Genomic DNA, 15,131 nt, shown 5'->3' with positions numbered 1-15,131 from the left:
TGATTTGGCAAAATCCACGGACACCTGTCGCCGAGTTTCCAATGAAGCAAATGACCTTCGCTGACGCCGAGTACGCCGGCAAACGCAAGCAGACCCGCCAGGAGTTGTTCCTGATCGAGGCAGTTGTACGGCACCAGCGATACCAGCTCCCTCAGCGAAGAACAAAAGCAGACAGTGGCGGCGCTATCGACGTTAGCCGCTGGGCTCGCGGGGGGAATTGCCAAGGGCGATAGCGCGGGTGCTATTGCGGGTGCTGGGGCTGGCAAGAATGCTGTGGAGAACAACTTATTAGCGAATAAGTACGGCGTCGACAAGTTGAATGAAGCCAGCTTGGTAGCGCTTCATGAAAAACTGGTGGCCGCAAAAATCGGTGGTATGAACGACTTGCAGGACAAGTTTTCTGCCTGTGCTGGAGATGGAGGTTGTGAGCGTGCGGTACGCAATGAGTACCGGCAGCGGGAAAAAGAGTCTGGAGAAAACCTGGTTGCGTTGTATCAGGCAGGAGCACTAAGCCAAGAGGAGTTGAATCTTCTTTTTGGAAAATATGCACGCATCATGATGGAGGGTGCGAAAGAAGGGCAACTGAGTTCGGGTTGGGGCGGGATTCTTGGAGATATTTATACCCTCAACGGAAATGACTGGACTCCCATTGGAACCATCAGCAACCCGTATCTGGCTCTGGTCAGAAGCAGTGAGCAGATTGCCGAGTGGAAAAAGCAGGGTTTAAGTGACGAAAAAATTCGTGAGCTATCTCTTAAGGACGGTGTTATCAGTTCGGTCCTGGCTCCCATAGATGTTAATGGTTTCACGAACCTACTAAATAATGGCGCCTCGAAGGAGGAGCTCGTCCGGTTTGCCATGCTTGCCGCTTTTGGCAGGGCGGCCAGTGGTAGCAGTAAGCCTTCAAAGGTTATAGACGGATCGAGTGGATCAGGGGGGCAAGCGACAAAAGGGACACAAACCGTAGAAACCGCCTTGCAAGTCCCTGGTAGAGTACAAAGCCGGGTAAATCTAAGGAACGGAAGCCAGGCAGAGGGCGCCGGCTGGAATCATCTGACAAATGAGCACTATTCACTAACAAAAAACAAAAGTCAGTTTACTGTTCCGCAAGAGGAACTACGTCAAATTTTGCAAAGTAAAGAGGTTATTAACACACCAATAACTAAGATTCTGCCGAGTGCTGATGGACCTCGATATGTACGTGAGGTTGACTTGGAGGAAGTATTGGGTCTGATAAGTATAATAACTTCTCTCCGACATCTAAAATGAGCGTGCTGACGGATGGGGCAGGAAATTTGGTTTCCGCATTCCCAGGAGTGATCAAATGAAATTTGTAGGGAGTGCTGCTGAGAAGGAAATTAGAGCGACTCTCATTTCGTCAGCAGCATATATATTCGAAAATATATTTGTTCTGAAGTTTCTTGAGCGAGTGTTTGGCTCTTTATCGTCTGCTTATGTGCTAAGCCATACTCCCGACCAAGGTGAGGATTTTTATGTGGTTCTAGTAAATTGCTCTGCTGTAGTTAAATTTGAGCTTTCTCGGGGTAATGCTGATGCCGAGCCTGAAAATTTTTCCATTGTTGATATTAATAGTTATAAAAAATTAGTTCGGGGGCGTCATGCTCAGTTGAAGTTAGCTGTTGCGATAGAATTGGCAGCGGGAAAATAAGCTAGGTTTAGCGCTGCAAAAGGAACTGTTCAAGAAGCGGGAGCCTTAGTCAGTGCATAAAAGGCGGCTTTGGAGCGTATAGGGAGCAACCCGAAGGGACCTGATTTAACGAGTAAGGCGCCGGGTACGGTACTTGAGCAGCAGGCGGCAAAAGGAACTGCAACGGTTAGAAGTGAGTGGACTCCTGTATTTAAGGATGCTGATACAGGCTTAAATACAATTAATCCCGTTGTCTCCAACAATAGAGGCAGGATTCAGGGGCTGGGTCTTGATCCAGACAAAGGAAAGTTTGTGTTGCATGAAAGTCAGGTGGTAGTTCAGTTGGAGAAGTCCTTGAGTGGGCCCTGAAAAGGGTTGACCCACTGATGGTGTCAGGACAGAAGAACCCCGATTTCGTGTTTGTTGATGGGCCTTATGCAAGAAAGACTGTGGACTTTATGTGGACTGATGGCACAAGGTCTGCTCAGATAAATAAATTCTTCTCAAATAATGCCTCTCAAAATCAGAAGCAGCTAGTTGATCGCATTGGGAAGGCAGACATTGTTCCGCTGGACTATAGGAATTTAACCCCTGCTAACCAAAGCATGGTTAATTTATGGATAAAGAATCTTACTCCTGAACAGCAGAGCAAGATTCTTATTTTGAGGTGACCCATGGGTATGTATATTTCTATAGGTGAAGATACTGGCTGGTCTGCTTCTGGCGGGGTTTTTGATTGCATTGTTGAAGCGACAAGAAAGCTGTTCAAAGATGATGAGCAGTGTTGCCTGAAATCAATTTATACGCCGCTTGATGAACAGGGACAAAGTTTCATTGTCTTGGATTATGTTGATGAGAATTGCTTTAACCTGTTTTATTCATATTGCAAGAAAGCAATGGATGATTTTTCTCTTTCGGAGAGAGCGGAGCTTATTACAGAGAGTCGCGTTCCTGGAGTTTTATTTGGGTGGTCTGAAGTTTTAAGGATTATGCGAGAGGACCCTCGATACCAAGAGCTTTTATAAAACTAGCCCCAGTACTGCCGAGGCAATTTATTTTCACAACGGTGTAATTACCAAGCAGTCCTTCAATACTCTGGATTGGGAGCTGCAGAGGATACGAGTCTACTATCTATGCTTGGTAGTATGGTGGGGGATTCTCAAAAGCATAAAGGTATTGTATGGCGAGAGATCCTAAAACAGGTTCTCTTGAACACTTCTTGTATTGCGCGATGGAGCATAGTGTTGGCGCTATTTTTTAATTGGTAAATAATAATGAAAACTCTAGGATTTCTGTATGAGAAATTCTTTTGCAAACCTATAGATGAAGACGGGGCTGTAGAGATAGCTGGATAGCTGGATGGCTGGTGATCATTGATTTTAGGCTTTTTCTTATTCCTCTTGAATATTGTGATAACTATAAGTATGGCGAGAAAATTGAGTTTTTTGAGTCGGAGTCTATGCTCTCCATAGTAGATAAGATTCTTCCGTTATGAGGATGGGCAGTTTTATTTTGCATAAGGCAAAAGTTATAGGGTTATTGCTTGGGCCCAGCCCGCCTAAAATAAGCCAGTTAACCTTGTAAAGGGCCGTTTCTGAGCGAGTATAAGATTGGGTCGTCATCTGGCATAAAAATATACGAGTTGGTCTTTGGGAACCGCGAAAGGTAGAGCAAGTGAAGATGATATGCTATCGAATAACTGCAGGTTTACAGCTTCTGAGGGGCGTGTTTTGGGTTATATAGATAGCAGAGGTTTATATCTTTAGGGGAATCATCGGCTGGTCGAAGCCCAGGGAATATATAGAAATACAGGAGGCGCTTTATTTGTTGAGCTGTTGTTGAAAAATGACAGTTGGATTCAAACAGCTAGTGCGCCTGCCGGGGCTAGATCTTTGCCGACGAGAAAGTGATGGTTTCATGAAAAAGAACTTAATATACGTTAGGATGTTATCTTTGGCTCTACCATATATAAGGAATATCCAGTCTTTGGGTGAGAGAGCAAAAGGCAAGGACCAGTCATGTTTTTTTGAGGCGGAGTTGGTGCATAACCTTACAAATAGTTTGTTGGATTCTGAATTTTCTGAGCATGATGTATGGTTTCTGAATTATCAAGCTAAGAGCTATTTGGAGAGCTGTAGCGACCGGATATCGCCTAATTATCATGAGCACTTGAAAAGCATAAAGTCTCTTTTTGAGCTTGTTCCTGACGAACTTAGAGGTAAGTTGTTATGGGCTGGACCTGAAGATAGATGTTGAATGGTAATAGCTTGACTGGAAAAGAGAAGGGTTTGTTTTCCCTTACAACTGCGTCGCAACTGTCAGGTTATATATCGAAGGTAGACGGCAGGTTCAGAAGCAACTATCGGTTATCACTCCAACGCCGCCCGAGGTGGCGCTGACGACAATGCTCGACGAGCTGCAAACGCCCCATGCCGATCGCTGGCCTGGCGCGCCAGGCGGTTTACGCAGCAGGGCCCGCCATAGGGTATTCGCGCTCCTGGGGTAGCAGGCGCCGCGCCTCTTCCAGGTCGCCAGCCAGCACCCGCTCATGGATGCGATGCGCCAGCGGCGTGACGTCGCTGATGCGCTGGATCCACTGGTTCACGTACAAGCCCACCGCTTCCTGGCCAAGGCCGATCTGGATGGCCCGGTGTTCCTGGGGCCGCAGGTGCAGGTCGCGCTCCGGGTCCCACTGGATGCGCACCGGCGACTGCTCCTTCAACTGCAACCATTGCTCCTTGCTCAACCCCTCCTCGGCGTGGCTCGGGCAGCTGTGGGCCAGGGCCCATTCGAAGCCTTCGCGGCTGATGTCGATGGCCAGGATGCGGCTCTGCCCTGCGTCTTTGAAGCCCCAGCCGGCGCGATACATCATCCAGAGGAAGGAGGGCTTTATCCAGGTCATGCGCTCCATCTTGAACGGTGGCGAGACGAAGGTGCCATGGGCCAGCGCCGCATCGGCAATGCTTGCCGAGTAGGCCTGGTAGACGCGCAGGGTACAGGCGTCGTAGACCGCCCGGATCTGGCGCAGGGTGATGTTGTCGGCCGTTGCAGGCATGGCGTTTCCTTGTGAAAACGGACGGCTGAGTGGCCGCCCGTGATGCGCTTGGTGCGCTGCGCCATGCACTGTTGCGCGGCATTTGTGTGCTGGTGCAGCAGGCGCAAGGGTATTCAGCGGGAATGCTGTACCGAAAGAATGTCGCCGGTCGCCGCGTCGATATCCACCCTGAACATCGCCTGGTCGCGTTGCCGGCTGAACATGCAGGTGAAGACGCTGGGCGAATCCTGCGGGAACTGTTCGAACCAGCTGTAGACCCCGGTTTCGAGTTGGCCATCGATCAGCAACTGGTCGGTAATCCGGATCTGTTGCTGGCGGTCGCCGGAAACCACGTAGAGGGTCGCGGCTATGCCCGTGTCGTCATCGTTCCACAGGATGGCGAGGTGTTGCCGATCCGGTACCACGATCGCCAGCAGGCCGCGGCTGTTGACCACGCTAAGGAGCTGTTCCTGCCAGCGCCAGCGTGCCTCGACGACCAGGCAAGGAGACCACCCGAGGGCGATCATCCGGTCCACCGTCATGTTTTCGTCGATGACCTTGCCGTCTTCCCGGATGCGTTCGAAATCACTGATCACAATTTTCACTCCACAGGCAGCACTTCAGGCGTGCCGACTATTTTCAGAAACCTCTCGTCGAGGAACTCCACTTGCTTCACCCCGCCCTTGTAGTTCTCCAGCGGACCGGTGATGCCACTGTGAATCTTTTGCGGGGCGGTGGTTTCGACGGTGATCACATGGGACACATCTGTCTTGAACCGATCGAGGATCACCAGTTTATCCCGGGCATAGGCCTGGTTGGGAATCGCATCGGGGGTGGCGAAGCCGCCGAAGGCCTTTTTGCCCTGCATGATGGCTTCGGCCTGGCCCTTGGCGACCACCATCTGGTATTGCGTTCCCGGTGGCACTATCTCGGTCTTGACCTGGGTTCCTTCCAGCCACGCTGGTAAGTCGCCCTTTTCGATCATCACCTTGTTGACCTCCGCGGCCGTGCGCACTTCCAGTACCTGCGACTGGTTGGCCAGGCGCGCGGCGTTGCGTTCCGCGCTCATCTTGGCCATTTTCGGCCCGGCGCCGAGCAGTGCCAGGCCGGCGATGCCCTGCAGCAGGTCACGGTAGCCCGGGCCGAGCCGGTCACCGATCTGTCCGAGCAATTCCATGCCGCCATAGATTGCAGCCCCCACCGCCACGGTGGTCAACAGGGCTGCCACGCCAGCCATGGCCGCCAGCACCAGGGCTCCTGCGGCAGCGACCAGGCCCAATGCCTCCAGGCCGGTATGCAGCCAACCCTCGATATCCAGCACGAACTCCACCCGCAGCGTCGGGCCGCCGATGAATGTGTTCTGGCTACCGGACTTGATGTGCGCCCCGCAGGTCATCTTGCTGGTCAGGCGCGCCGCCGGCTTGCCGTTGATGTACACGGTGGCGCTGCCTTCGGCGATGGTGACCGGGAACGGCCAGGGCGGATGCCCCAGGGGAAAGCCGCTACAGGAACTCGATACATCCTCACCGGCCCGCATGGCGTTGCGCAGGTTGACGAAGACGTTGGGGCTGCCTCTTATGAGCTCGCCGGTGGTTGGCTCGGGCAAATCGAAGATGGTCGACAGGCCTTTCACCAGCTGGAACATCGACAGGCCGCCAGCGGCGACCGAGCCCGCCAGGATCACCACCGCCAGGCCGCCCGTTGCGGCAGTTGCCGCGACGATGGCTGCACCGATGAGAGCCCCGGCGACCGCGCCGGCGATCATCGCCGCAACTCCGAATCCATGGGCGATTTCATCGCCAAACCGCGCTGCGGCCTGTACATCCATGCTGAGACTCCGCCCTGGGTGCGCCAAGCACCTTTTTGAGCTACTGATTGTCGTGAGCGGCGGATTATCGAAGAGCGGCCCGGGGGGCAGCAAGTCCTGGAAGTTACCCGGCATTCGCCAATGCCGCACACCGTCACACCGGCCAGGGCTCGCCGGGTGGGCAAGGCGTGCCAGCGAGCCAATGTCACAAGCCGCAGCAGGGGATGGCGGAAGATTCACGCCAATGATGAAACCCTGTTCGAAGAGCCCTCAGCGCCTGATTGCTGGCTTGAACTCAGTGTTCTGAGTGGTCGTGGCTGGAAAATTCCACTTTTTTTAATTTACAACCACCCCCGCACTCAAGCTCAATCTCCCACCGCGCCTTGCGTAAAGGGGCGCATTCATTCAAGCCGGCTATAGTCTGGTGCTCACCCCGTTTCCATCCGCAAAAAGGTGCTTTCGTATGTCTCGCTTTGCCTCCCGCAATACTTGGCTGGCCGCTGGTGCCGTGCTGTTGTGCCTGCAACTTCCCGTGCAGGCCCAGGAGCGTTTCACCCTGAATGTGCCCGGGGTGTCGGATGATCGGTTGTTCACCACCGGCAACGCCAGCGATGCCAAGGGCTGTGGCGGGCATAACAACTCCCCGGCGCTGAGCTGGACCGCAGGCCCTGCCGGGACCTTGAGCTACGCCATCGTCATGCACGATCCGGATGGCGCCAAGGGCCAGGGTGTCGATCACTGGGTGCACTACGGCATCAAGGCCAGCACCCGGCAGCTTCCGGCCGGCGCCGGCACCAAGCCGAACCTGGAAGGCCTGGCCGGTATCAACAGCCGCAACAGCACCACCTACATGGGGCCGTGCCCGCCGGTGGGCGACAGCGCTCATCACTACATCATCCAGATCTTCGCCCTGGACCTGCCCCCCGAGGCCTTGCCTGCCGGGCTGACCCGCGCCCAGCTGCTGGAGAAGATCAACGGCCATGTACTGCGCAACAGCAGCGTGGTGCGCCGCTACTCGCGCTGACGAAATTTTTTTCCGGGGGCTTAACCCGAATCGCCAAGGCGCTTCGTCTGAAGGGGGGAATGGATCATTTCTTCCCCGAGGTCAGCCCCCATGTCCCTTCCTCTGCATTTCCTTCGCCCGGCCGCCCAGGGTTTCGCCATCGCTGGCCTGCTGCTGGCGATTGCCGGTTGCGGCGTGTCGTCCAAGCCTGATGCCACTGCGGAGGCTGTGGTCCAGGGCGCCCTGCAGGCGGCGCCTGAGGCCCAGTACGAGAGGCCGCGTGCCGATACGTCCCTGGCCAAGCGCGGCCTGCGCCCGGTATCGATGATCGCGCCCATGCCGGCCCCGGCAGAGTACCGCGAGTCATTCCAGGCCTACCGGGACGAGCCGCGCGAGCAGTACCAGGCCCTGCCGGACAACCCGATCCACAGCGTGGCCGAGGCCCCGGTATCGACCTTCAGCGTCGACGTGGACACCGGTGCCTACGCCAACGTCCGCCGCTTGCTCAACCAGGGCAGCCTGCCGCCCGAAGGCGCGGTGCGCCTGGAAGAACTGGTCAACTACTTCCCCTACGACTACGCCTTGCCCAGCGATGGCTCGCCCTTCGGCGTGACCACCGAGCTGGCGCCCACGCCGTGGAACCCCCATACCCGCTTGCTGCGCATCGGCATCAAGGCTTCGGATCGCGCGGTGGCCCAGTTGGCCCCGGCCAACCTGGTGTTCCTGGTGGATGTCTCCGGCTCCATGGACCGCCGCGAAGGCCTGCCCCTGGTCAAGAGCACCCTCAAGCTGCTGGTGGACCAACTGCGCGACCAGGACCGGGTATCGCTGGTGGTCTATGCCGGCGAGTCGCGGGTGGTGCTGGAGCCCACCTCCGGCCGCGACAAGGCCAAGATCCGCAACGCCATCGACCAGCTCACCGCCGGAGGTTCCACCGCCGGTGCCTCGGGGATCGAGCTGGCCTACCAGATGGCCCGGCAGGGCTTCATCGACAAGGGCATCAACCGCATCCTGCTGGCCACCGACGGCGACTTCAACGTCGGGGTCAGCGACTTCGACAGCCTCAAGGCCATGGCGGCGCAGAAGCGCAAGAGCGGCGTGTCCCTCACCACCCTGGGTTTTGGCGTGGATAACTACAACGAGCACCTGATGGAACAGCTGGCCGACGCCGGCGATGGCAACTACGCCTACATCGACAACCTGCGCGAGGCGCGCAAGGTGCTGGTGGACCAGCTCAGCTCGACCCTGGCGGTGGTGGCCAAGGACGTGAAGCTGCAAGTGGAATTCAACCCGGCCCAGGTCAGCGAATACCGCCTGCTGGGCTATGAGAACCGGGCGCTCAAGCGTGAAGACTTCAGCAACGACAAGGTCGATGCCGGGGAAATCGGCTCGGGGCATACCGTCACGGCGCTGTATGAAGTTGTCCCGGTGGGCGAGAAGGGCTGGCTGGAGCCGCTGCGTTATGGCCAGGCCAAGACGTCCGCCACCAGCGGCAAGGCCGATGAGCTGGCCATGCTGCGGGTGCGCTACAAGGCGCCGGAAGGGGGCAGCAGCCGGTTGATCGAGCGGCCGATCAGCACCCAGCAGCCGACGGAACTGGCCAAGGCCAGCCCCGACTTGCGGTTTGCCGCCGCCGTGGCGGCGTTCTCCCAGCAGCTCAAGGACGGTCGCTACACCGCGGATTTCAGCCTGGCCGACACCGCCAAGTTGGCCCGGGGCGCCAAGGGCGATGACCCCTACGGGTTGCGTGGTGAGTTCGTACAGCTGGTGGAGCTGGCGCAAAGCCTGCAAACTCAAGCCCCCAAAGACCAGGCGGCCGATGCGACGGGCCAGCATGCCGTGCAAAGCCGCCTTGAGTAGAGCCATGACGAGCAGTGAACAGGAGTTCCAGCGCCCTATGTCTGCTCCCCATCCGTCCCCCGACGCCAGCAGCGACGAAGCGCTGCTGGCGCGTTATCGTGCTGGCGAAAGTGCGGCCTTCGAGCTGTTGTACCAGCGCCATCGCCAGGGCCTGTACCGCTTCCTGCTCGGCTTGTCCGGCAAGGCGGAGCTGGCCGAAGAGGTCTACCAGGAAACCTGGCTCAGCCTGATCCGCAGCACCAGCGGGCCAGCGGGTCGGGCCAGCTTCCGCACCTGGCTGTACCAGATTGCCCGCAATCGGCTGATCGACCACTGGCGCAAGCACGGCGTGCGCAACCCGCTGCACGACAGCTATGACGAACAGCTGCATGCCGAGGCTGACCAGGCCCCCGGGCCCGAGCAGCAATTGAGCCTGTGCCGCGACCGGCAGCGCATCGAGGCGGCCCTGCAAGACCTGCCCGAAGACCAGCGCGAAGTATTCCTGCTGCGGGCCCACGGCGAGCTGGAATTGCCGCAGATCGCCAGCCTGACCCAGGCACCCTTGGAGACGGTGAAGAGCCGTTTCCGTTATGCGCTGAAAAAACTGCGTCGGCTCCTGGCCGAGGAGGTACTCACATGACTGACGCCCGACAGACTCCATCCACCGAGGAGCAGATGCTGGCCCATGTGCGCGAGCACAGCGCCATGGAGCCACCGGCCCATCTCGATGCCCTGATCCTGGCTGCTGCCCGCCGCGAGGCTCCCGCCTCCCGTGCCGGGTGGTGGCAGCGCTGGCTGCAGGCCTGCCAGCGTCCGCGTTACCAGGTGGCCTTTGCCAGCCTGTTCGGCGTGGCCTTGATCATCGGTATGGTGCAGCGCACTCCGGAGCAGTACCCGACCCAGGTCTTCGCCCCGGCGCGAGCCCCGGCCCCTGCGGCAGCCAAGGCCAGGCCCCGGACCATGGAACAGGCCGAGATGGCCCCGGCCCCCGCTCCGGAACCGGCACCGGCCGAGGTATCCGGTGCCCTGAGCGCTCCCGCCCCGGCGGCGCCCACCAGCAGCTTCGCCATGGCGCCGCACATGGACCGGCTCGAGGAACGGCTCGCGCAATCGGACGTCCCCACCGAGGCCCATGCATCGCACCTGGCCAAGCGCATGGCCGCGACGCTCGGCCCGAGCCCCGGCGAGCGGCTGGACCCGGTGTTGAAGGAGGTGGTGCGCCTGTGGGACAGCGGCCACAACCGCGAGGCGGCCGAGCTGTTGCTCAAGCTCTACGCCGCCTACCCGGACGAGGACCTGGACAGCCGCTTGCAAGCCTTGCGTCGGCGGTGAGGCACAAGGATTGGCCCTCAAGGCGGAAAACGCGCACTATCGTGGCCGTTTCCAGAACTTGAGAGGCCGTCCATGGCACCTCGCATCGACCGCATTGCGGCAATGTTGAACTGCCCGATCAAGGGCGCGCAGATCCGTCAGGCCATCAAGGAGAGTCGCAAGGATTTCGACCTTGAACAGGCTGAAGAGGACGATGCCGAAGCGCTGGCGCCGCAGGCCCAGGCAGACCCGCCGAAGGCCGACGAGGCTCCATGAGCCCGGCGGCCTGATCCGTCAGGCGTAAGGCGTGGCGGGCAGGTCGAGGAACTCGGCGCAGGCGCCGTCCGCGCTCATGCGCCGGGCCCGCTCCGGCAGCAGCCGATGGTGGTTTTCCACTTGCCAGCGATACCTGCCCAGGCGTTGGACGATCCGCCGCTTGCAGGCCGGCGGCAGTTGCCCCAGCAGGTCGGCGCTGCCAGGCGCCAGGCGGGCTCGGGTCGAGTAGTAGTTGAACAGGTTTTCCCGCAGGCCGAAGCAGTCTTCCAGGGTGTGCTCGATGCTGTAGGCGTACAGCTCGAAGCTGGCACTGAGCTGCTGCGCGCCGTCGGCGTTGTCGCGCAGGTAGCTGAAGATTCCCGTCCAGTTGATGCAGTACAGGTGCTCATCCCAATCGCCGTCCCGGGTCAGGTACTGGCCCTGGCCACGAAAGAACTGCAGCACTTCCTTACGCTCCAGCGCCTCTTCAAAGTGGCTTTTCATCGTGTGTTCCCTTGACCTGGGCAATGCTCACAGACAGCGCCACGCATTCGATCACGCTGTCGAAGCCGATCTCCAGGCGCACGTAGTAACCGGGGTTCAAGCGCGTGAGCTGGGTGCGCATGGGCCCATCGAAGCGTGTACCGCTCATGGCCAGTTCGCTGATGCCCTGGATCTCCAGCACCAAGCGGCAATGGCTCGGCCCTGGCGAGCTGTTCCAGCTGGCGGGCAGCAGTTGGCGGGGCAGCTCCCCGGACAGGGCCAGGCGCAGTCGTTCGCCGTGGAACTGTGGGCCGGGCGTCTGCAGTTCGTAGGGTGTGGCGGCGAGGCCGAATTGCGCTTTCCAGGCCTCGGGGTTATCGACGCTGAACAGCCAGTCGCGGCTGCCGCGATCGCGTTCGGCAATTTCCTGGCATTGCTTGAGCGAGGGCAAGTCCGCACGGACCAGGTCGTCGTGCCACAGCTCGCGGGCAGCACGCAGCAGGCGCTGGAAAAAGTCGCGGCTATCGATCACTCGCTCCGGCCAGCCGCTGGGCCACTGCGGGTCTTCGTAGTCGTCCTCGGGCGGTTCCCAGACCTGCCCGAAGTCGTAGTGCGCATCCGCCACGGCCGCTTGCAGCGCCAGGACCCGCTGCTGCCGATGCCGGAAGTTCTCGCGCACATCGTCCCGCGCCAGGCAATAGCGGCGGATCAGCTGCTCACGGTCGTCGGGATCATTGGGGTCGTAGCGGCTCAACTCGGCATCCAGCGCCTCGGGCATGCGGTAGCCGGTGAAACAGGCGATCCAGCGCTGCAAGGTTGGCTGGTACGGTTGGTCGAGCAAGGGGTGGCGCAGCATCGGGACCTCCTGTCCTGGGGGCGAGGAATGTAGCAAGTTGCCCACCGCCTGGGCAGGCCCGGCTGGCGATGCCCTTGTCGTCCGGTCTTGGCCGGGCCAACAAAAAAGCCCCGGGCCATGGGCCTGGGGCTTTCTCGTTGAAGCTGGCGCACTCGGCGGGATTCGAACCCACGACCCCTGCCTTCGGAGGGCAGTACTCTATCCAGCTGAGCTACGAGTGCAGTGCGGGCGACATCATACCTATGTCGACCCAAGGCGTCCACGCTGGTTTTCATGCGCGTGTGGTTGTCGGTCGCGATCCCCGGAAACCCCGGGGCTAGCGGTAGTTTTTCCCGCTGAATCGTCCTCGCGCGTCCGCGCACCCTGCAGCCATGTCCGTGCGATCACGGGGCACAGGGAGGTGCGGGGATGAACTGTTCCATGCAAGGGGAGCTGTCGGCGGCGTTGGCGGACCATCTGTTCGAGTCCAGTTGGCGGGCGGTGCTGCCCGGTTTGCAGCGCCGAGCCCGGCAACTGGCCCGAGGCAATGCCGATGGCGCCCAGGAATGGCTGGCCGCCACGGCGATCAAGGCCTTGCTGTTCTTTCGCCGGTCGCCGGAGCGGATCCGCGATCCCCAGGGTTTCCTGTTCCTGGTCCTGGAGCATGTGTTCCTCGACAGCTGCCGGCGGCGGACCCGGGAACAGCGCTTGTTCGTCGACCTGAGCGATGTCGAGCAAGACCCCTTGCAGCAACTGGAGGCCCCGCAGATCTCGGTGCTCGAGCATGTGGAACTGCAAGAAACCCTGGCCCAGCTCAGCCGACGGGTAGCCAGGTTACCCCTCAAGAAGCGCAGGCTGTTTGAACTGAAGTTCGTCCAGGATCTGCCCTACCCGCACATCGCCGCCGAGCTGGGCATCAACCAGCCCCTGGTCCGCAAGCATGTGCAGTTGCTGCGCGAGCAGCTGCGCTGAAGCTCGACGAGGATTCACAACAGGCACGCCGGAGCGTTTTCTTTCAATGAGCCTGTTTTCGACGCTGTAGCCGGCGCCGCCGCCCCTGCGGTGGGCCATTCCATCTAAGGAGAGATGTATGCCAGATCCCATGGTCAACTCGCAGATCACCGATGCCGTCACCCAGACCAACGTCAAGGTGGTGGCCGAGGCTCCCGCCCAGTCCATTGCTTCGCTGTACCAGGTGGCCAGTCATTCCGCGGGCTTGTCGTTGCAGAACGCGGTCAACAGCCAGCAGGCGCTGAACCAGATCTCCAACGCGGTGGTGTCCAAGGCCGTTGCCTTGATCATGGCGATCGGCGAGTAGGGCTGATGGCCCGGGAGAAGCGTCATGGCTTGGTTCAAAAAGAAAACCCCTCGTGCGGATGAAGTCGGTGCAACCCCCGATCCCGTGATAACGCAAGAGCCGGGTCCGCAAAAAGAGCCGGACCCGGCGCCGCAACCTGAACCGACCCCGCACGTTTCGCCGCCCACGGGCGGCGACAAAGTCTCGATCATGACGATGTTGAACGATCAGTTGCTCAAGAAGGCCAACAATCCGGATACCGGCAACACGGCTGCCTTGAACAGCCAGATCGTGCAGGCGGTGCAGTTCACCAATGCGGAAGCCTTCAGCTATGCCCCGGCGCAGATCGCCGTGCCTCCGGACATGATGATCAGCCAGGCGGCCGGCCTGGTGGCGCAGTCCGCCGCCGGATACTTCGATGGGGTCAGCAAGCTGGCCCTGGCGGCCCAGGCGGTGCTGATCAAGCAGATGACCGAAAACATCGTCAAGGAAAACGTCACCGGGGCCGCCGAGGATGCCCTCGGCGTGCTGGCCACCGATTTGATGGTGGGGGCGGCGGCGGCAGTGGCTGCCGCCGCCGGGGCCATGGAAGCCGACGCCGCGGCCGGGGCCATCGACAAGATCGACGCCAGCATCGCCAAGTACGCCGATACCCTGGCCAACCGTTCGGCATCCTGAACACCGCTCCCCGGGCGTGCAAGTCGTCCGGGGAGTTTGTACTTGGGGCCCGCGTGGGCTCTTTTTCATCCCGGGCGCTGAAGTCCGACCAAGCCGACAGCCAGTGTTTCAGCGCCGTTCATCGACAAGGAGCATGAGATGGCGAATGAAGACCTTGATCCGCTGGCAACGATCCAGCGTTTTGCCGAAGCCTACCTGAACCGCCCGCTGACCCAGGTCGAGAGCCAGGTGCTCGATGCGTTCGTGCGCGACAAGCCCCTGGACTTTTCCGTGAGTGCCCAGCAGAGCGTCGAGCAGGCCCGCCGGCGTGCCATGGAGCTGATCCAGTCCGACAGTCAGCGCACCCGCAGCATTCTCGATCAGGTGACCAGCGCCAGGGCCAACGACAGGGCCGATCCCCAGGCCCGCGAATTGGTGCTCTCGCAGTTGCTGGCGGCCATCGCGGCCCAGGGCCAGGCGTCACCGCCCCCACCACCGGCGCCCGCCGGCCCGCTGGACGATCCGGCGCTCAAGGCGCTGATCCGCGACCTGGTACAGGCCGAGGTCAAGAGCGTGCTGGAAAAACAGCTGGCCGAACTCACGCGCAAGGTCGAGGAGGCACTCAAACAGGTGAGTCCGGCATCGCGCTGAACCGGCTCGGACCTGATGGCCGAGGCCGGTTCACAGTCTCCAGGCTGCCACGTTCACTCAATGACACGGAATGCTCCGTGTACCAAACAAAGGAAGTTGAGCCATGCCACTTGTAAATGAACAAATCACCGATGCCGTCACCCAGACCAACGTCAAGGTCGTCGCCGAAGCGCCGGCCATGGCAATGGGCACCATCTACCAATCCATGGCCCAGGCCACCGCGATCCTGTTCCAGAACTCGGTCTCGGCGCAGCAGCAGCAAAACACCCTGGCGCAAGCCGCGACCAACCAGGGCGTGATGCAGATCTACA

The 15,131-nt window shown here is 59.7% G+C and carries 19 protein-coding genes and 1 tRNA gene; 14 read left to right on the top strand and 6 right to left on the bottom strand.

The features are described 5' to 3' along the window. Nucleotides 1-123: 123 nt before the first annotated feature. The 4 genes from H7A76_RS32230 to H7A76_RS28805 all read left to right on the top strand — a co-directional run bounded on the left by H7A76_RS32230 (nucleotide 124) and on the right by H7A76_RS28805 (nucleotide 2,673). Nucleotides 124-1,269: a VENN motif pre-toxin domain-containing protein gene (locus tag H7A76_RS32230; protein WP_260498103.1), complete on the top strand. Its 1,146-nt coding sequence runs from the start codon at nucleotides 124-126 to the stop codon at nucleotides 1,267-1,269. 55 nt (nucleotides 1,270-1,324) lie between these two features. Further along, nucleotides 1,325-1,669, top strand: coding sequence for a hypothetical protein (locus H7A76_RS28815; RefSeq protein ID WP_185701658.1), 345 nt, complete (start codon nucleotides 1,325-1,327; stop codon nucleotides 1,667-1,669). A gap of 365 nt (nucleotides 1,670-2,034) precedes the next feature. After that, the gene (locus H7A76_RS32900) at nucleotides 2,035-2,319 is read left to right on the top strand and encodes a hypothetical protein (protein ID WP_185701657.1); all 285 of its coding nucleotides are present in this window, start codon (nucleotides 2,035-2,037) and stop codon (nucleotides 2,317-2,319) included. Nucleotides 2,320-2,322: 3 nt separating this feature from the next. Continuing rightward, nucleotides 2,323-2,673 (top strand): hypothetical protein, encoded by a 351-nt coding sequence (locus H7A76_RS28805; RefSeq protein ID WP_185701656.1) that lies wholly within the window; start codon nucleotides 2,323-2,325, stop codon nucleotides 2,671-2,673. Nucleotides 2,674-4,109: 1,436 nt separating this feature from the next. Here the strand turns inward: H7A76_RS28805 and H7A76_RS28800 are convergent. The 3 genes from H7A76_RS28800 to H7A76_RS32650 all read right to left on the bottom strand — a co-directional run bounded on the left by H7A76_RS28800 (nucleotide 4,110) and on the right by H7A76_RS32650 (nucleotide 6,510). After that, the gene (locus H7A76_RS28800) at nucleotides 4,110-4,703 is read right to left on the bottom strand and encodes a DUF4291 domain-containing protein (RefSeq protein ID WP_185701655.1); all 594 of its coding nucleotides are present in this window, start codon (nucleotides 4,701-4,703) and stop codon (nucleotides 4,110-4,112) included. Between the two features lie 113 nt (nucleotides 4,704-4,816). Continuing rightward, a complete protein-coding gene (locus tag H7A76_RS28795; RefSeq protein ID WP_022643471.1) occupies nucleotides 4,817-5,278 on the bottom strand; it encodes a hypothetical protein in 462 nt (153 codons plus the stop codon). A 5-nt stretch (nucleotides 5,279-5,283) separates the two neighbouring features. Beyond that, the gene (locus H7A76_RS32650) at nucleotides 5,284-6,510 is read right to left on the bottom strand and encodes a PAAR domain-containing protein (protein WP_085598071.1); all 1,227 of its coding nucleotides are present in this window, start codon (nucleotides 6,508-6,510) and stop codon (nucleotides 5,284-5,286) included. A gap of 442 nt (nucleotides 6,511-6,952) precedes the next feature. Between H7A76_RS32650 and H7A76_RS28785 the strand changes: the two genes are divergently transcribed. The 5 genes from H7A76_RS28785 (at nucleotide 6,953) to H7A76_RS28765 (ending at nucleotide 10,918) form a co-directional block, all read left to right on the top strand. Then, nucleotides 6,953-7,513, top strand: coding sequence for a YbhB/YbcL family Raf kinase inhibitor-like protein (locus H7A76_RS28785; protein WP_185701654.1), 561 nt, complete (start codon nucleotides 6,953-6,955; stop codon nucleotides 7,511-7,513). 90 nt (nucleotides 7,514-7,603) lie between these two features. Beyond that, nucleotides 7,604-9,352, top strand: coding sequence for a VWA domain-containing protein (locus H7A76_RS28780; protein ID WP_185701653.1), 1,749 nt, complete (start codon nucleotides 7,604-7,606; stop codon nucleotides 9,350-9,352). Nucleotides 9,353-9,389: 37 nt separating this feature from the next. Further along, nucleotides 9,390-9,971: an RNA polymerase sigma factor gene (locus tag H7A76_RS28775; RefSeq protein WP_185701684.1), complete on the top strand. Its 582-nt coding sequence runs from the start codon at nucleotides 9,390-9,392 to the stop codon at nucleotides 9,969-9,971. Next, nucleotides 9,968-10,663, top strand: coding sequence for a hypothetical protein (locus H7A76_RS28770; protein ID WP_185701652.1), 696 nt, complete (start codon nucleotides 9,968-9,970; stop codon nucleotides 10,661-10,663). Before H7A76_RS28775 ends, H7A76_RS28770 begins: the two co-directional genes overlap by 4 nt. 72 nt (nucleotides 10,664-10,735) lie before the next feature. Then, nucleotides 10,736-10,918 (top strand): hypothetical protein, encoded by a 183-nt coding sequence (locus H7A76_RS28765; protein WP_185701651.1) that lies wholly within the window; start codon nucleotides 10,736-10,738, stop codon nucleotides 10,916-10,918. 18 nt (nucleotides 10,919-10,936) lie between these two features. On the opposite strand, the gene H7A76_RS28760 is transcribed toward H7A76_RS28765, so the two are convergent. From H7A76_RS28760 to H7A76_RS28750, 3 genes are all read right to left on the bottom strand, one after another. Further along, nucleotides 10,937-11,401: a hypothetical protein gene (locus H7A76_RS28760; RefSeq protein WP_185701650.1), complete on the bottom strand. Its 465-nt coding sequence runs from the start codon at nucleotides 11,399-11,401 to the stop codon at nucleotides 10,937-10,939. After that, nucleotides 11,385-12,236 carry a hypothetical protein gene (locus H7A76_RS28755; protein ID WP_185701649.1) on the bottom strand — a complete coding sequence of 284 codons (852 nt, stop codon included), beginning with the start codon at nucleotides 12,234-12,236 and terminating at the stop codon, nucleotides 11,385-11,387. The genes H7A76_RS28760 and H7A76_RS28755 overlap by 17 nt, the downstream gene beginning before the upstream one ends. 144 nt (nucleotides 12,237-12,380) lie before the next feature. After that, a tRNA-Arg gene (locus H7A76_RS28750) sits at nucleotides 12,381-12,457 on the bottom strand. A 187-nt stretch (nucleotides 12,458-12,644) separates the two neighbouring features. On the opposite strand from H7A76_RS28750, the gene H7A76_RS28745 reads away from it, so the two are divergent. The 5 genes from H7A76_RS28745 to H7A76_RS28725 form a co-directional block, all read left to right on the top strand. Further along, nucleotides 12,645-13,187, top strand: coding sequence for an RNA polymerase sigma factor (locus H7A76_RS28745; RefSeq protein ID WP_260498102.1), 543 nt, complete (start codon nucleotides 12,645-12,647; stop codon nucleotides 13,185-13,187). 118 nt (nucleotides 13,188-13,305) lie between these two features. Continuing rightward, nucleotides 13,306-13,533, top strand: coding sequence for a RebB family R body protein (locus tag H7A76_RS28740; RefSeq protein ID WP_031321382.1), 228 nt, complete (start codon nucleotides 13,306-13,308; stop codon nucleotides 13,531-13,533). A gap of 24 nt (nucleotides 13,534-13,557) precedes the next feature. After that, nucleotides 13,558-14,190, top strand: coding sequence for a hypothetical protein (locus H7A76_RS28735; protein WP_185701648.1), 633 nt, complete (start codon nucleotides 13,558-13,560; stop codon nucleotides 14,188-14,190). Between the two features lie 138 nt (nucleotides 14,191-14,328). Further along, nucleotides 14,329-14,820, top strand: a complete 492-nt coding sequence (locus tag H7A76_RS28730) for a hypothetical protein (RefSeq protein ID WP_185701647.1) — start codon at nucleotides 14,329-14,331, stop codon at nucleotides 14,818-14,820. 103 nt (nucleotides 14,821-14,923) lie between these two features. Then, nucleotides 14,924-15,131 (top strand): RebB family R body protein (locus H7A76_RS28725; RefSeq protein ID WP_185701646.1); only part of this gene is annotated, 208 nt, incomplete at its 3' end.

The sequence above is a fragment of the Pseudomonas sp. MSSRFD41 genome, from assembly GCF_014230245.1.
Lineage (GTDB): Bacteria > Pseudomonadota > Gammaproteobacteria > Pseudomonadales > Pseudomonadaceae > Aquipseudomonas > Aquipseudomonas piscis.
The sequence above is the reverse complement of the archived record's forward strand: the minus strand, read 5'-3'. Positions and strand labels throughout refer to the sequence as shown.

Excerpts from the sequence above, each read along its gene's own strand:
- H7A76_RS28800 (WP_185701655.1), bottom strand. The coding sequence starts at position 4,703 with ATGCCTGCAACGGCCGACAACATCACCCTGCGCCAGATCCGGGCGGTC.
- H7A76_RS32650 (WP_085598071.1), bottom strand. The coding sequence starts at position 6,510 with ATGGATGTACAGGCCGCAGCGCGGTTTGGCGATGAAATCGCCCATGGA.
- H7A76_RS28780 (WP_185701653.1), top strand. The coding sequence starts at position 7,604 with ATGTCCCTTCCTCTGCATTTCCTTCGCCCGGCCGCCCAGGGTTTCGCC.
- H7A76_RS28765 (WP_185701651.1), top strand. The coding sequence starts at position 10,736 with ATGGCACCTCGCATCGACCGCATTGCGGCAATGTTGAACTGCCCGATC.
- H7A76_RS28735 (WP_185701648.1), top strand. The coding sequence starts at position 13,558 with ATGGCTTGGTTCAAAAAGAAAACCCCTCGTGCGGATGAAGTCGGTGCA.
- H7A76_RS28745 (WP_260498102.1), top strand. The coding sequence starts at position 12,645 with ATGAACTGTTCCATGCAAGGGGAGCTGTCGGCGGCGTTGGCGGACCAT.
- H7A76_RS28740 (WP_031321382.1), top strand. The coding sequence starts at position 13,306 with ATGCCAGATCCCATGGTCAACTCGCAGATCACCGATGCCGTCACCCAG.
- H7A76_RS28770 (WP_185701652.1), top strand. The coding sequence starts at position 9,968 with ATGACTGACGCCCGACAGACTCCATCCACCGAGGAGCAGATGCTGGCC.
- H7A76_RS28815 (WP_185701658.1), top strand. The coding sequence starts at position 1,325 with ATGAAATTTGTAGGGAGTGCTGCTGAGAAGGAAATTAGAGCGACTCTC.
- H7A76_RS32900 (WP_185701657.1), top strand. The coding sequence starts at position 2,035 with ATGGTGTCAGGACAGAAGAACCCCGATTTCGTGTTTGTTGATGGGCCT.
- H7A76_RS28785 (WP_185701654.1), top strand. The coding sequence starts at position 6,953 with ATGTCTCGCTTTGCCTCCCGCAATACTTGGCTGGCCGCTGGTGCCGTG.
- H7A76_RS28755 (WP_185701649.1), bottom strand. The coding sequence starts at position 12,236 with ATGCTGCGCCACCCCTTGCTCGACCAACCGTACCAGCCAACCTTGCAG.
- H7A76_RS28730 (WP_185701647.1), top strand. The coding sequence starts at position 14,329 with ATGGCGAATGAAGACCTTGATCCGCTGGCAACGATCCAGCGTTTTGCC.
- H7A76_RS28805 (WP_185701656.1), top strand. The coding sequence starts at position 2,323 with ATGGGTATGTATATTTCTATAGGTGAAGATACTGGCTGGTCTGCTTCT.
- H7A76_RS28760 (WP_185701650.1), bottom strand. The coding sequence starts at position 11,401 with ATGAAAAGCCACTTTGAAGAGGCGCTGGAGCGTAAGGAAGTGCTGCAG.
- H7A76_RS28775 (WP_185701684.1), top strand. The coding sequence starts at position 9,390 with ATGTCTGCTCCCCATCCGTCCCCCGACGCCAGCAGCGACGAAGCGCTG.